Below are 14,618 nucleotides of genomic sequence, written 5' to 3'. Positions count from 1 at the left end.
GAGCGCATGACGGAGTCTCGCCAGCAGCGCTTCCACGACAAGCGGTTCCTGGTGACCGGCGGCGGCCGCGGCATCGGCGCGGCGATCGCCCGCCGGCTGGCCGGTGAGGGCGCCGCCGTCGCCGTCAACTACGTCGCCAACCCGACGACGGCGACCGACCTGGTCGAGGAGCTACGCCGGTCCGGCGCCCGGGCCGCGGCGTTGCAGGCCGACGTCAGCGACGCCGAGCAGGCCCACCAGCTGGTGCGGCGGGCCGCCGAGGAACTCGGCGGACTCGACGGGGTGGCGTGCAGCGCGGGTGTCGAGCACTTCGGCCCGTTGGCGTCGCTGACCCGACAGGATTTCGACCGGGTGTTCCACACCAACGTCGCGGGCCAACTGTTCGTCACCCAGGCCGCCGCCGACCGGATGGGAGACGGCGGCCGCATCGTGCTCATGTCGTCGGTCAGCGCCCGCATCGGCGTCTACCAGCACAGCCTGTACGCGGCCAGCAAAGCAGCCGTCTCCGCGATGGTGCTCAACCTCGCCCCCGAGCTCGCCGAGCGCGGCATCGCGATCAACGCCATCGCCCCTGGCGGCACCGCCACCGACATGGCCGCCGAGGTGGGCGCCCGCTACACCCCGCCCGGGCTGCGCGACGTCCCACCCGAGACCGTGCTGGCGTCGATGAACGCGCTGGGCCGGCTGGCCGACGCCGACGAGATCGCCGCGGTGGCAGCGTTTTTGCTCTCTGCCGACGCCTCCTACCTGACCGGGGCAACGATCGACGCATCCGGCGGGTGGATGTGATGGACGCCAACATCGAGCAACAGAAAGGGTGACAACCATGGACAAGGACCGGGTGCTGGCGTTCAACGAACGCAACATCGCCGAATTCCGGCGTCGCGGCGGCGAACTGGGCGGCCCGTTCGAGGGCGCCCCGGTGCTGTTGCTGACCACCACCGGCGCCAAGTCCGGACAGCCGCGCACCAGCCCGATGATGTACCTGCCCGACGGGGACCGGCTCATCGTGTTCGCCTCCAACGAGGGCAAGGACACCCACCCCGCCTGGTACCACAACCTGCGGGCGCACGCCTCGGCGACCGTGGAGGTCGGCACCGAGACCTATCCCGTCGACGCCACCGAGATCACCGGCGACGAACACGACCGGCTCTACGACATTCAGGCCGAACGCTATCCCGGCTTCGCCGCCTACCGGGAGCGGACCGACCGGGTCATCCCGGTCATCGCGCTGACCCGGGCCGACGCTACTTCCGGGGCGGCCGAAGCGCCCGCATCACCAACCGCATGACCGGCTCGGGAACCCGATCCTGCGCCGCCAGTGCCGCATCCGCGACCCGGCTGCGCAGCGGCGCTCCCCGCCCGAACAGCCGGTTCAGCGGACCGCCGCTGGGCTCGATCTCCACGTGCAGCGGCGGCCCGCCTTCGGCGGCGCCGAGCGCCTGCGAGATGACGATCCGCTGGATCTCGCTGGTGCCCTCGAAGATGGTGTACAGCTTGGCATCCCGGTACCACTTCTCCACCGGGTGATCGGTGATGTAACCCCAGCCGCCCAGCGTCTGGATCGCCCGCTCGGTGGCCCGGACCGCCACCTCGCTGGCCGCCAGCTTCGACATCGACCCCTCGCCGCGGGTGAACGCCACGCCGTTGGCGGCCATCCAGGAGGCGCGCCAGGTCAGCAGCCGCGCCGCATCGATCTGGGTGGCCAACTCGGCCAGCGGGAACGCGATGCCCTGGTTGTCGATGATCGGACCGCCGAAGGCTTCGCGGTGGGTCGCGTAGTCGGTGGCGTATTCCAGGGCGGCGCGGGCGATGCCGATCGCCTGGGCGGCGACCATCGGCCGAGTCTGCTCGAATGTGCCCAGGGTGGCCGAGCCGGATCGCTTCCCGGACGCCAGGTTCTCCCGCGCCCGGGCCAGTTTGTGGTCGAGCTTGTCCTGGCCGCCGAGCAGGTTGGCCGCCGGGACCCGGACCCCGTCGAACCGCAGTTCGGCGGTGTGCGAGGCGCGGCAGCCCAGCTTGTCCAGCTTGCGGACCAGCTCCAGACCGGGGGTGCCGCCGGGCACCACGAACAGCGCCTGCCCGCGGTGCCCCAACTCCTCGTCGACGACAGCGTTGACGACGTGGACGTCGGCGATGCCGCCGTTACCGATCCACATCTTGTGCCCGTCGATCACCCAGTCATCGCCGTCGCGCCGCGCGGTGGTACGCAGGTTGCGCACGTCGCTGCCGCCTTCCGGCTCGGAGATGGCCAACGCGGCCAGTTTGAGATCGCCGGGCGTGCCGAAACATTCCGGCGCCCACTGCAGCATCTGCTCCGGGGTGGCCGCCTGGCCGATGGCCGACAGCGCCAACGCCGGCATCACGATCGCCAAACCGATTCCGGCGCAACCCCAGAACAGTTCCTCCATGAACATCGGCAACGAGACCCCGGTCGAATCGCCGATGAGGTCGCGGTAGAACAGCGGGCTGTAGAAGCCGCGGTCGGCCGCCTCCTCCAGCACCGGCCACGGGAATTCCTGGCGCTGGTCGTATTCCAGCGCGACCGGCCGTATCACCGCCTCGGCGAACTCGTGGGTGCGCCGGGCCAGGTCGTGTTGCGCCGCGGTCGGCGTGAGGTCGAAGGCCATGAGCAAGATCCCGTCGGTTTTGCGACCAAGGGTTACCGTAACCGGTCATGACCAAACGTGCGGCTGTCCGCGCCATGGCCGTCGCGGAGCGGCAGGAGTTCGCCGACCTGTTGGCCGGCCTCTCCCCCGCCCAATGGGCGGCGGGCCGGGGACCGCAGGTTCGGGGCCGCGCCGAAGCGCTGCTGCTGACGATGACCGGTCGGGTCGCCGCTGTGGCCGCCGAATTGGCCGGTGAAGGCGTTACGCTGCTTCGGTGGTGAGCAGGCGAAAGCGCGCGGCCGCCGGCCACGCGGTCGCGATGCACCGCCGCGCCCACTGCGACTCGACCGCGCGACAGCGGTCCGCCGAACGTGCCTCCCAGCAGCTGCGGGTGTTAACCGTCACCGCGCGGATCGGTGCGGCCATCACCGCGGGTTTCGGCATCCTGCAACTGCTGGTCGGTGCTCCGCAGTCCTGGACCGGGTTGCTCAACCTCGCCAGCGCGGCGGTCTTCCTCCTCACACCGCGGCTGCACCGCTTCGGTGATCTGGTTCCACCACTGACCTTCATCACCGTCGCCTACGTCTCACTGTCGGTGCTGATCTGGGTGGTGGGCACCGGTTCCGGCCTGCAGTTCTTCTTCCTGGCCGCCGCGGCCATCGCGGTGTTGATCCTCGGGGTGGAGCACGTGGTGTTGGCGGCGGTCATGGTGGCGGTCGGCGCCGGTCTGGTGATCGCGCTGGAGTTCCTCGCGCCCGCCGACGCCGGGATCCAGCCGCGCTGGCTGCTCCCCGTCGGGTTCATCACCACGGTGGTCTCCGCCGCGTTCATCAGTCTGGCCGCGGTCTGGGTTGCGCTGCGCGAGATGGCACGCGCGGAGGCGGCGTTGGAGGCGGAGTACCAGCGGTCCGAGGCGCTGCTGACCAACATCTTGCCGAGCGAGGTCGCCGACCGGCTCAAACAACCCGACCACGAGGTCATCGCCGACCGCTACGACGACGCCTCGGTGCTCTTCGCCGATATCGTCGGTTTCACCCGGTTCACGGCCACCACCAGCCCCGACGAGCTGGTCCGGTACCTGGACCGGCTCTACACCGCGTTCGACGAGCTGGTGGACAAGTACCGGCTGGAGAAGATCAAGACCACCGGTGACTCCTACATGGCGGTCAGCGGGGTGCCCGAGCCGCGGCCCGACCACCTGGCCGCCCTGGCCGACTTCGCGCTGGACATGGCCGAGGCCGTGACGCGGATCCACACCCCGCACGGGCGGCCACTGCAGATCCGGATCGGCCTGGCCGACGGCCCGGTGGTGGCCGGGGTGATCGGCTCCCGGCGCTTCTTCTACGACGTGTGGGGCGACGCGGTGAACGTGGCGGCCCGGATGGAGACCACCGGCACCGCGGGCCGGATCCAGGTGCCGCACAGCGTCTACGAACGGCTTTGCGACGAGTTCGTCTTCGAGGGGCGCGGCGACGTCGAGATCAAGGGCAAGGGCGCCATGCGCACCTGGTACCTGCAGGGGCGCCGGCGGCCCCGGCTAGGACCGGGGACCGTCCTGGCGGGCCAGGCTGCGGGCGTAACCGGCGCCCATCCCGAGCAGGACCAGCCCGGCGACGAGGAACACCGCCACCCGGAACATGCCGTCGAGCGTGCCGAGGTCGAACAGGAAAAGCTTGGCCATGGCGGTCCCGGTCAACGCTAGGCCGGCCCCGACGGCGGTGTCGCGGGCTGGCCGGCCGGGTGCCCGCAGCGCGTAGCCGAACAGCCCCCGCGGCGATCGCCACCCAGCACAGCGTGGCGGCCACCTGCCCGGCCAAGAACCCGCCGCCGGTGCCGAAGACGAGCACGCCGGCGGTGACGGTGAACGCGGTGACGGCGTAGACGGCCAGCGCCCCGGCACAGATTCCGGCGGTGCGGACGCCGTCATCGCCCTGACGGTCGGCCCACCGGAACGCCCAGCCCAGCGCCGCCGCCCACCCGGCCAGCAGCACGCTGGCGACCAGCACCGAGACGGACTCGGCGAGCGGCAGCGGCGTGGGGACCGCCAGCACCGAGGGCGGCGCCAGGGCCAGCAGGCCGGTCGCCCCGGCGACCCCGAACCCGACCGCGGCCCACCGCGCCGACGCGTCGCGGTGGCCGCCGAGAGCGACCACGATGCCCAGTCCGAGCAGCACCGGCACGGCCACCGGACCGTCGAACCCGACCGTCACCGCGATCAGGGTGGACACCGCCGCCAACGCGGCGAAGACCTGCCGCGCGACCGCCGGCAGGCCCGCCCCGAGCAGCACGACCGTCAGCGTCGCCGCGGCGATCCCAGCGGCCATCAGCGCGGCCGCACCGGCACCGACCGCCACCCCGGCGGCCAACACCGGCAAGGTGCCGATCGCGCTCAGGACGGCGATCGCGGCGGGTTTAGCGGATCCGGGCAGCAACGCCAGGCCGCTGCCGACCGCCAGCACCGCGGCGAGGGCGCAGCACACCGCCAGCGGCCAGGCGGCCGGCCCGGCACCGGAACTCGAGAGCAACGCGACCAACAGCGGCAGTGTCGCCGCCGCGATCCGCGCACCGTGCATGCCGACCCAGTCCCGCCCGAGTTGCACCGGCAGCACCGCGGCGGACAGCGTCAGCATAAAGCCGATCAGCAGCAGGCTGACCCCGTCGGTGATGGCCGGTGCGAGGCAGAGCAGCGGCACCACGATCAGCAGGCCGAGGTGTTCGGAATCCCACCGCCGCGCCAACGTCAGCCCGGCCGCGCCGACGGCGGCGGCCAGCACCAGCCCGACCGCGGCGGGCACCCAGTCGTAGATGCCGGTGACGGCCAGCACGTCCAGGTAGCCGGCCGCGATGCCGGTGGCGGCCAGGGCGATCGCGCCGGTGCGCCCACCGGGGCGGGACTGCCACCAGATCGCCGCACCGACGAGTGCGGAGGCCAACGCCGCCCCGCCGAGCACCCGGATCTCCGGGCGCAACAGCCCGGCTTGGGCGGCCAGCACCAACAGCAGCACGACGCCGATCAGCGTGACCGCCACCCCGGCGACGGCCAGCAGCTTGCCGATCCAACTGGAGTCCCGCGGCGACCGGGGCCGAGGCGCCGGCGGAACCGGCGGGAAGGGCGGTGCCGCCGGGGGGAAATCAGCGGGCGCAACAGCGGTCGGCACGGGAACGGCCGGCACCGGGAGGTCCGGAGCCGGGACGGTGGCCGGACGCGACTCCAGCCCCTGTTCGAGATCGGCGAGTTGGCCACGGATCTGGGCCAACCGGTAGGTCATCACGTCGAGTTCGGCGACGACCCCGGCGAGCACACGGCGAGACGATGCGGTCATGGGCTAACTCTGGCACGCCGGGCAGGGGGTGGCGCTGAGTAAATTTACCCGGGGTGGCTCACCGATCCAGGCCGTGCTCGATCGCGTAGCGGGTCAACTCGACCCGGTTCGCGAGCTGCAGTTTGCGGAACGTCGCCTGCACGTGATTTTCCACCGTGCGGTGGCTCAGCGAGAGTTTCGTGGCGATCTGCTTGGCGGACAAGCCCTTCGCGACATAGCGCAGCACCTCGGTTTCCCGCTCGGTCAGCCGTGGACCGCCCGGATCACCGTCGGGACGCCGGGCGATGCGGCGGTACTCCCCCAGCACCAGCCCGGCCAGGCTCGGTGTGAACACCGCCCGACCGGCCGCGGTGGCCCGGACCGCCTCCGCCAGTTCGGTTCTCGAGGCGCTTTTGACCAGATAGCCGCTGGCGCCGGCCTTGACCGCCTCCAGCACGTCGTCGCGTTCGTCGGATGCCGACAGCACCAGGATCCGCGACGACGGCGACACCGACAGCACTTCGGCGCTGGCTTGCGCGCCGTCACCGTCGGCCAGCCGCATATCCATCAGCACCACATCGGGTTTGACGGCGCCGGCGCGCCGTTTGGCCGACGCCACCCCGTCCGCGGTCGCCACCACCGCGAACCCGTCGTCGGCCAGGTCGCGGGCGACGGCGTCCCGCCAGATCGGGTGGTCATCGACGACCATCACCGTCGGGGCGTCGGGTTCACTCATCACGGCTCCTTTCCGCGCGGCACGGTCAGTTCCCACTCGGTGCCCTCCCCGACCTCGGTGCGCACCTCGGCGGTGCCGCCCACCGCGGCCAACCGGCCCACGATCGATTTCGACACCCCGAGCCGGCCCTGGGCGGCCGCCTCGGCCAGGCGTCCGGGTGCGATTCCGACCCCGTCGTCGCGGATGCTGACCGCGACCGTGTCGTCGAGGTCCTCCAGCAGGACGTAGGCGCGGGCGTCCGGCCCGGCGTGCAGCCGGACATTGTCCAGGGCGTTGCCGACCGCGGCGTCCAACTCGGTGGCCAGCTGCGCGTCCAGCGGGACCGGGGTGCCGGGCAGGCTCACCACCACCGTGTCGTCCTCCCGGCGCGCCAGCAGGCTGCGCAGGTCGAGCCTGGCGCCGTCGGCCGCCCCGGTGTCGCTGGCGGTGACCAGCCGCCGCAGGGCGCGTTCCTGCGCGCTGGCCAGGTCGGCCAGTTCCGCGGTCGGCCCGCCGATCTCCCGGCCCCGCTTGGCCACCAGCGCCAGCACCTGGATGACCCCGTCGTGCACGTGCCGGGACAACCGCTCCCGCTCCTCGAGGGCGGCCGACAGCCGGGTCGCCCGCTGCAGCTCGGTGTGCGCGCGCCGCGCGGTCTGGGCGGCCATTCCCACCGCGAGGCCGACGGCCAACTCGATGACGATGGTGGCGTTGCGGCCCAGGTTGACGTCGAGGTGGCCCTTCAGCGCGGTGCTGGCGGCGATCACCGCCACCCCGGTCAGCATCCCGGCCACCGGGCCCCGCAGGATGGCCGCCGAGATCGTCGCGTTGGTCGCCCACAAGGTGGTGGGCCAGGACTGGTTGTCGAGCATCCACTGCGGGCTCGCCACCAGGGCGGTGGAGGCCACCAGCACCAGCACCACCGCGATCTCGGCGACCACCCAGCCCGGCCGGCGCGCGAAGCCGTGCAGGTAGCCGGCGGCCAGCAGCGCGCTCCAGCCCACCAGCACCGCGAACAGCAGCCAGCCCAGCACCGGCCGGGTCAGGTCGTGGTTCACCGCGATCTGGAAGCCCAGCGCATAGCCGCAGCTGAGCAGCCGAAACACCTGAGCGGCCCGCCACAGCGGGGCGGCCGGATCCGGTGCCGACGCCGATGTCACGGCGCCAGCATAGATTTCCGCGCGGCCCGAAATGGTTTAGTAGACGGCTATGAAGCAGATTGTCGCCGTATTCGGGTCACTGGCCGGTCTGGCCACCACCGTGAACGGATACCGTCCGTGGAGCAAGCGCGGGTATGTGTCGCTGTTCGCGTTCGCCGCCGGCGTCTTCACCACCGAGCTGCCGTTGGCGCTGATCGCCGCCCAGTCGACGCTGCTGACGGCGGTGTCGGCGTGGCTGTCGCCGCGGGTCCGGCGGTTCGCCTGGCTGGTGTCGGTGCTGTCGTGGCTGGGCCTGCTGGGGTTGGACCGTATCGGTCGGCGCGCCGGTGAGCCGCTGACCGCGGCACTGGACGCCGAACTGGGCACCGACCGGCGCACGTCGGGATCCGACATCTGGGCCCGGCCGGCCTCCGCCCCGCCGCTGGGCAGGGCGCCCGGCGCGTGGCGCATGCTGCAGATCTACCGCGACTACACGCAGGACGCCGACATCTCCTACAGCGAGTTCGGCGCCCGCAACCACCTCGACATCTGGCGACGCCCCGACCTCGACCGCGCCGGCCGGGCGCCGGTGCTGCTGCAGGTGCACGGTGGTGCGTGGATGGTGGGCAGCAAGCGGGGGCAGGCGCACCCGCTGATGAGCCACCTGGTCGAGCGGGGCTGGGTCTGCGTGTCGATCAACTACCGGCTCAGCCCGCGGTCCACCTGGCCGGACCACATCATCGACGTCAAACGGGCGATCGCCTGGACCAAGGAGCACATCGCCGAGTACGGCGGCGACCCGGAGTGGCTGGCGATCACCGGCGGTTCGGCCGGCGGTCACCTCTCGGCGCTGGCGGCGGTGACCCCTAACCTGCCCGAGTTCCAGCCCGGATTCGAGGACGCCGACACCCGGGTGCAGGCCGCGGTGCCGTTCTACGGCGTCTACGACATGGGGCGCACCGACAGCGCGATGCACCCGCTGCTGGTGCCCGCGCTGCAGTCCTACGTGTTCAAGCAGAGCCGCAGGCAGTTCCCGGACGTGTACCGCTCGAGTTCGCCGATCAGCTACGTCGCCGAGGACGCGCCACCGTTCTTCCTGCTGCACGGCACCAACGACACCCTGGTCCCGGTCCAGCAGGGTCGCGACTTCGCCGCCCGGCTGCGCGAGGTGAGCAAGAATCCGGTGGTCTACGCGGAGTTGCCGTTCGCTCAGCACGCGTTCGAGATCTTCTCCTCCCCGCGCGCCACGCACACCGCGGTGGCCGTCGAGCAGTTCCTCGCCGAGGTGTACGCGCCGCTCGGTGTGGCACGCCAATCGACTTCCGCCGCAACGGGTTAGCGCAGCCGCGACAGGAACGCCCGGGTGCGGTCATGGGTCGGATTGTCCAGCACCTCGGCGGGTGAACCGGATTCGACGATCACCCCGTCGGCCATGAACGCCACCGTGTCGGCGACCTCGCGGGCGAACGCCATCTCGTGGGTGACGACCACCATGGTCATTCCGTCGTCGGCCAGGACCTTGATGACCGCGAGCACCTCGCCGACCAACTCCGGGTCGAGCGCCGAGGTCGGCTCGTCGAACAGCATCAGCTTGGGTTCCATCGCCAGCGCACGCGCGATCGCCACCCGCTGCTGCTGGCCGCCGGAGAGCTGCGCGGGGTAGGCGTCGGCCTTCTGGGCCAGCCCCACCCGCGCCAGCAGCTCGCGGGCGCGGGCGCGAGCCACCTCGCCTTTGACCCGGTTGACGTGGATCGGCGCCTCGATGATGTTCTCCAACGCCGTGCGGTGCGGGAACAGGTTGAACTGCTGGAACACCATCCCGATGCCGCGCCGCTGCCGGGCGATCTCCCGCGGCCGCAGCTCGTAGAGCCGGCCGCGGGACTGCCGGTAGCCGATCAGTTCGCCGTCGACGTACAGCCGGCCCGCGCTGATCGACTCCAGATGGTTGATGCAGCGCAGGAACGTCGACTTGCCCGAGCCCGACGGTCCGACCAGGCACAGCACCTCGCCTCGCCGCACCTCCAGCGACACCTCACGCAGCACCGGCGGGCCGCCGTAGTCCTTGCACACCTGCTCGGCGCGGACCATCGGGGTCATCGCGGGCCACCGCGGGCGAAGCGCCGCTCGAGATAGTGCTGGCCCACCATGAGCACGCTGGTGATCGCCAGGTACCAGGTGGCCGCCACCAGCAGCAGCGGGATCGGCTCGAAGATGACGCCGGCGATGTCGCGGGAGCGGCCGTAGAGCTCCAGGCTGTAGGGCACCGCGGTCACCAGTGAGGTGGTCTTGAGCATGCTGATCACCTCGTTGCCGCTGGGCGGGATGATCACCCGCATCGCCTGCGGCAGCACGGTGCGCCGCATCGTCAACGACCACGACATGCCCAGCGCGGTCGACGCCTCGACCTGCCCGGCGGGCACCGAGGCGATGCCCGCCCGGATGATCTCGGCCATGTAGGCGGCCTCGTTGAGGCCCAGCCCGATGACCGCGAGCACGAAGCCCAGCGACAGTTCGGTCAGGTTGAGCTGCAGCAGCGCCGGCCCGAACGGCACCCCCAGCCGGATCGTGCCGTAGAGGGTGGGCAGCAGGCCCCAGAAGATCAACTGCACGTAGACCGGTGTGCCGCGGAACACCCACAGGTAGAACCAGGCGACCCACCGCAACACCGGATTGGGCGAACCGCGCATGACCGCGAGCAGGACGCCGAGCACCATGGCCAGCAGCATCGCCAGCACGGTCAACTGCACCGTGGTCCACGCCGCCTGCGATATCCGTTGGTCGAACAGGTATTTCGCATACACCGGCCAGCCGTATGCCGGGTTGGTCGCGGCCCCGTAGACGAACAGTGCGCCCAGAACCGCCAGCACCCCGGCGGCCAGCCAGCGCCACGGGTGGCGCAGCGGAACGGCGTCGATGCCGGCCATCAGGCGAGCGCGCCGTTGATCACCGGGACACGGATCATCCCGGATTCGAGGTTCCACGCCTGCGCGATCGCCCGGTAGTCACCGGTGTCGATCAGATGGGTCAACGCCAGCCGCAAGGATTCGGCCAGCGCCGAGCCCTTGGCCACCGGCCAGCCGTAGGGCGAGAGCCCGGCCGACTCCCCCGCCGCGATCAGCCGACCGTCGGTCTGGTCGATGGCCCAGCGGGCCACCGGATGGTCGGCCGACATGGCGTCCACCCGGCCCAGCAGCAGCGCGTTGGTGGCGACGTCCTGGCGTTCGAACTTCACCTTCTCGATCGGGGGGCGCCCGTCCAGTTCGCAGGCGGCGCTTTTGGCCGGGATCTCATGGGTGTCGGCCATGGTCGCGGTCTGCACGGCGACGCGCAGGCCGCAGGCGTCGTCCGGGTCGATCGGTGGGCCGGGGCGCTGGGTCCACAGCGTGCCGGTGGCGAAGTAGGTGACGAAGTCGACGACCCGTTCGCGCTCGACGGTGTCGGTGAACGACGCGATGCCGACGTCGAAGGTGCCGCCCCGCACCGCCGGGATGATCTTCTCGAAATCGGCCTGCTGGTAGCTGGTCGTCAGGCCCAGCACCGCGGCGACCGCATCCATCAAGTCGATGTCGAAGCCGACGACGCGGCCGCGGGCGTCGTGGAACTGGTTGGGCGGCTGGGGCAGGTTCACCCCGATGACCAGGCGACCAGCGTCGGCGATCGGCGCGGGCACGGTGGCCGCGATCGCGTCGACCCGGGTGGCGGTCACCGGCACGGCGGGCAGTCCGTCGGACTCGTCGGCGTTCTGCACGCAGCCGGCCGTGATCGCCCCGACGGCCAGCGCCGGGCCGATCACCCGCAGCCACCGGCTCCGCGCCGCCCTCACACCGGACATCTTCGTCCGATCCGGCGTCGAAGGTCGTCCGGACACGCCACGGCCGCAACAAATGTGAGAGACTCCGGCCATGCAGACGAACTCGGTTCCCAATTTGTTGCCGCACCTGTGGAAGTCCACCCTGGTCTCCGGACTGCTCGCGCTGGTCCTCGGTGTGCTGGTTCTGGTGCTGCCGGGTGAGAGCATCGTGGCGGCGGCGATCCTGTTCGGCGCCTACCTGTTGGTTACCGGTGTCGCGCAGGTGATCTTCGCGTTCAGTCTGCACATCACCGCGGGCGGGCGGGTGCTGTCGTTCATCAGCGGCGCGGCCTCGGTGATCCTGGCGGTGCTGGCGTTCCGGCACTTCGGCGACGACCCGAGCGTCGCGATCTGGCTGCTGGCCATCTGGATCGGGATCGGGTTCATCCTGCGCGGCACCGCCGCCACCGTCTCGGCGATCAGCGATCCCGAACTGCCCGGCCGGGGCTGGACGATCTTCGTCGGGGTGCTCAGCTTGCTGGCCGGTCTGGTCATGCTGGCGTCGCCGTTCGCTTCGCTGTTCATCCTGACCCTGGTCACCGGCAGCTGGCTGATCGTGATCGGGATCTTCGAGATCGTCTCCGCGGTGAGCATGCGCAGCGCCGCCAAGCGCGTCGACCGGGTGTTGGCGCCGCGGTAACCGCGGGCGTCAGCCGTTCTTGCTGGGGAAATAGCGCACGACGCCCTCCTGGACCACGGTGGCCACCAGTTGGCCGGCGCGGTCGAAGAAGTGCCCGGTGCCCAGCCCGCGCAGGTCGGTGGCCACCGGTGAGGTCGTGGCGTACAGCAGCCAGTCGGTGAAGTCGACCGGCCGGTGGAACCAGATCGAGTGGTTGGCGCTGGCGGCGAAGATCCGGTCGAAGCCCCACGACAGGCCGTGGGTGGTGATGATCGAGTCCAGCACGGTGGTGTCCGACGAGTAGACCATCGCCGCGGCGTGGAGCACCGGGTCGTCGGGGATGGGGCCGCCGGCCTTGACCCACACCCGGTTGTAGGTGAGCCGTTCGCCTTTGTCGCGCATCACCCAGGACGGGTCGTTGGTGTAGCGCCACTCGATCGGCTGCAGTGCGCCGACGAACATCGGCACCGTCTTCTCATAGCCCCGCAGCAGTTCGGTGATCGGCGGCAGCGCGTCCGGCGCCGGGACGTCGGGGGGTGCGATGCCGTGTTCGAGGCCGCTGCCGCCGGCCAGGTAGCAGACCATGGTCGACGACAGCAGGGTGTCGCCCTGGTACGCGTCGACCCGCCGGTTGGCGAACCGGCGTTCGTCGCGCAGCCGTACCACCCGGAACTCGATGTCCTTGTCGATGTCGCCGCCGTTGATGAAGTGCACGGTCAGTGCGCTGGGTGGCAGGGCGCGCTCGAGGGTGCGGCTGGCCGCGACGAACGACTGTGCCATCAGCTGGCCGCCGAAGGTGCGTGGCGGATTCTTGCTCGGATGTGAGCCGGTGAACGTGTCGTGGCCTGTCGGCTGCAGATCAAGAAGGGCCAGCAGCTCCTGAAAGTCGTTGCTGCTCACTAGACATCGTCCTCACCGATCCGGTGCACGTGGATCATGTTGGTCGAGCCGACCGTGCCCGGCGGGGCGCCTGCGACGATGACGATGAGGTCGCCGCGGCTGTAGCGGCCGAGTTCGAGCATCGACTTGTCGACCTCGCGGATCATGTCGTCGGTGGACTGTTGGAACGGAACGATGAATGTTTCGGTGCCCCAGGTCATCGCGAGCTGGCTTCGGATCTGGGGCAGCGTGGTGAACGCCAGCAGCGGCAGCCTGCTGTGCAACCGGGCCAGTCGGCGCACGGTGTCCCCGGACTGGGTGAACGCCACCAAGGCTTTGGCGCCCAGTCGTTCCCCGATGTCGCGCGCGGCGTAGGAGATCACGCCGCGTTTGGTCCGCGGGATGTGGCTCAGCGGTGGGGCGCTGATGGAGTCCTCGGCGACGGCGGCGAGGATGCTGCTCATCGTGCGCACCGCCGCCAACGGGTGCTTCCCGACGGCGGTCTCACCGGAGAGCATGACGGCGTCGGTCCCGTCGATCACCGCGTTGGCCACGTCGGAGGCCTCGGCGCGGGTCGGGCGCACGTTCTCGATCATGGACTCCAGCATCTGGGTCGCCACGATCACCGGGCGGGCATTCTCCCGGGCCACCTGGATGGCGCGCTTCTGCACCATCGGCACGACCTCGAGTGGCATCTCCACGCCGAGGTCGCCGCGGGCCACCATGACGGCGTCGAAGGCCAGGACGATGGCCTCCAGGTTGGCGACGGCCTCGGGTTTCTCCAATTTGGCGATCACCGGGACCCGGCGGCCGACGCGGTCCATCACCTCGTGGACCAGTTCGACGTCGTTCGGTGAGCGGACGAAGGACAGCGCCACCATGTCGACGCCGAGTTCGAGGGCGAACTCGAGGTCTTCGACGTCCTTTTCCGACAGGGCGGGCGCCGAGACGTTCACCCCGGGCAGCGAGATGCCCTTGTTGTCGCTGACCGGTCCCCCGACGGTGACGGTGCAGACCACGTCGTCGCCGTCGATGCGGTCCACGACCAGGGCGACGTTGCCGTCGTCGACCAGGACGCGGTCACCGGGCACGGCGTCTTCGGCCAGTTGCTTGTAGGTGGTGGAGACCCGGTCGTGGTCGCCGGGGCAGTCCTCGACGGTGATCCGGACGCTTTCGCCGTCTGCCCAGTACACCGGGCCTTTGGCGAAGCGTCCCAGTCGGATCTTGGGGCCCTGCAGGTCGGCGAGGACGCCGACCGCCCGGCCGCTGGCGTCGGAGGCGTTGCGCACCCGCCGGTAGGCCGCTTTGTGGTCGGAGTGGTCACCGTGGCTGAAATTCAACCGCGCGACGTCCATTCCGGCCTCGACCAGTGCCGTCACCATCTCGTCGCTGCTGGTGGCTGGACCGAGCGTGCAAACAATCTTTCCGCGTCGCGTCACGGCCTCAGCATAGTCGCGGGGTGCGGACTTTGCTGATCGGCAAGAGCCCGGGCGTTGCGGATCTAG

At 70.8% G+C, this 14,618-nt stretch carries 14 protein-coding genes and 1 pseudogene; 6 read left to right on the top strand and 9 right to left on the bottom strand.

All coding sequences use genetic code 11. From position 1 onward, the window contains the following. The first annotated feature begins 6 nt into the window (after window positions 1-6). Window positions 7-789, top strand: coding sequence for an SDR family NAD(P)-dependent oxidoreductase (locus A5643_RS06485; protein ID WP_066853157.1), 783 nt, complete (start codon window positions 7-9; stop codon window positions 787-789). 37 nt (window positions 790-826) lie between these two features. Beyond that, window positions 827-1,291, top strand: coding sequence for a nitroreductase family deazaflavin-dependent oxidoreductase (locus A5643_RS06480; protein ID WP_066853155.1), 465 nt, complete (start codon window positions 827-829; stop codon window positions 1,289-1,291). On the opposite strand, the gene A5643_RS06475 is transcribed toward A5643_RS06480, so the two are convergent. After that, entirely contained in the window at window positions 1,248-2,630 is a 1,383-nt protein-coding gene (locus A5643_RS06475) for an acyl-CoA dehydrogenase family protein (RefSeq protein WP_066853154.1), read from the bottom strand. The two genes, A5643_RS06480 and A5643_RS06475, sit on opposite strands and share 44 nt — an antisense overlap. Before the next feature lie 47 nt (window positions 2,631-2,677). Between A5643_RS06475 and A5643_RS06470 the strand changes: the two genes are divergently transcribed. Further along, on the top strand, window positions 2,678-2,890 hold the full coding sequence (locus A5643_RS06470) for a hypothetical protein (RefSeq protein ID WP_156628577.1): 213 nt from the start codon (window positions 2,678-2,680) through the stop codon (window positions 2,888-2,890). Further along, entirely contained in the window at window positions 2,884-4,311 is a 1,428-nt protein-coding gene (locus A5643_RS06465) for an adenylate/guanylate cyclase domain-containing protein (protein ID WP_066853150.1), read from the top strand. Before A5643_RS06470 ends, A5643_RS06465 begins: the two co-directional genes overlap by 7 nt. Window positions 4,312-4,393: 82 nt before the next feature. Here the strand turns inward: A5643_RS06465 and A5643_RS18990 are convergent. The 3 genes and pseudogenes from A5643_RS18990 to macS form a co-directional block, all read right to left on the bottom strand. After that, a pseudogene (locus A5643_RS18990) lies at window positions 4,394-5,878 on the bottom strand (DUF2339 domain-containing protein); the annotation flags it as partial. 112 nt (window positions 5,879-5,990) lie between these two features. After that, window positions 5,991-6,647, bottom strand: a complete 657-nt coding sequence (locus tag A5643_RS06455) for a response regulator (RefSeq protein ID WP_066853146.1) — start codon at window positions 6,645-6,647, stop codon at window positions 5,991-5,993. Then, entirely contained in the window at window positions 6,647-7,786 is a 1,140-nt protein-coding gene (macS, locus tag A5643_RS06450; protein ID WP_066853144.1) for a MacS family sensor histidine kinase, read from the bottom strand. Before macS ends, A5643_RS06455 begins: the two co-directional genes overlap by 1 nt. A gap of 49 nt (window positions 7,787-7,835) precedes the next feature. Here macS and A5643_RS06445 point away from each other — a divergent pair, with 49 nt between their 5' ends. Beyond that, window positions 7,836-9,104 (top strand): alpha/beta hydrolase, encoded by a 1,269-nt coding sequence (locus tag A5643_RS06445; protein WP_066853142.1) that lies wholly within the window; start codon window positions 7,836-7,838, stop codon window positions 9,102-9,104. On the opposite strand, the gene A5643_RS06440 is transcribed toward A5643_RS06445, so the two are convergent. The 3 genes from A5643_RS06440 to A5643_RS06430 are packed head-to-tail and all read right to left on the bottom strand — an operon-like array spanning window position 9,101 to window position 11,597. Next, window positions 9,101-9,853 (bottom strand): amino acid ABC transporter ATP-binding protein, encoded by a 753-nt coding sequence (locus A5643_RS06440; RefSeq protein WP_066853237.1) that lies wholly within the window; start codon window positions 9,851-9,853, stop codon window positions 9,101-9,103. The two genes, A5643_RS06445 and A5643_RS06440, sit on opposite strands and share 4 nt — an antisense overlap. A gap of 5 nt (window positions 9,854-9,858) precedes the next feature. Beyond that, the gene (locus A5643_RS06435; RefSeq protein WP_066853140.1) at window positions 9,859-10,689 is read right to left on the bottom strand and encodes an amino acid ABC transporter permease; all 831 of its coding nucleotides are present in this window, start codon (window positions 10,687-10,689) and stop codon (window positions 9,859-9,861) included. Continuing rightward, a complete protein-coding gene (locus A5643_RS06430; RefSeq protein WP_066853138.1) occupies window positions 10,689-11,597 on the bottom strand; it encodes an ABC transporter substrate-binding protein in 909 nt (302 codons plus the stop codon). Before A5643_RS06430 ends, A5643_RS06435 begins: the two co-directional genes overlap by 1 nt. 70 nt (window positions 11,598-11,667) lie before the next feature. Between A5643_RS06430 and A5643_RS06425 the strand changes: the two genes are divergently transcribed. Beyond that, window positions 11,668-12,255: an HdeD family acid-resistance protein gene (locus tag A5643_RS06425; RefSeq protein WP_066853136.1), complete on the top strand. Its 588-nt coding sequence runs from the start codon at window positions 11,668-11,670 to the stop codon at window positions 12,253-12,255. A 9-nt stretch (window positions 12,256-12,264) separates the two neighbouring features. Here A5643_RS06425 and A5643_RS06420 read toward each other — a convergent pair whose 3' ends face one another. Together A5643_RS06420 and pyk are read right to left on the bottom strand one after the other, a co-directional pair. Then, window positions 12,265-13,134 (bottom strand): acyl-CoA thioesterase II, encoded by an 870-nt coding sequence (locus A5643_RS06420; RefSeq protein WP_066853134.1) that lies wholly within the window; start codon window positions 13,132-13,134, stop codon window positions 12,265-12,267. Continuing rightward, the gene (gene pyk / locus A5643_RS06415) at window positions 13,134-14,552 is read right to left on the bottom strand and encodes a pyruvate kinase (RefSeq protein WP_066853132.1); all 1,419 of its coding nucleotides are present in this window, start codon (window positions 14,550-14,552) and stop codon (window positions 13,134-13,136) included. Before pyk ends, A5643_RS06420 begins: the two co-directional genes overlap by 1 nt. Window positions 14,553-14,618 lie beyond the last annotated feature (66 nt).

The organism is Mycobacterium sp. 1274756.6 (assembly GCF_001668625.1).
Classification (GTDB): domain Bacteria; phylum Actinomycetota; class Actinomycetes; order Mycobacteriales; family Mycobacteriaceae; genus Mycobacterium.
Note: the sequence above shows the minus strand (reverse complement) of the source record. Positions and strands in the feature narration are given on the sequence as shown.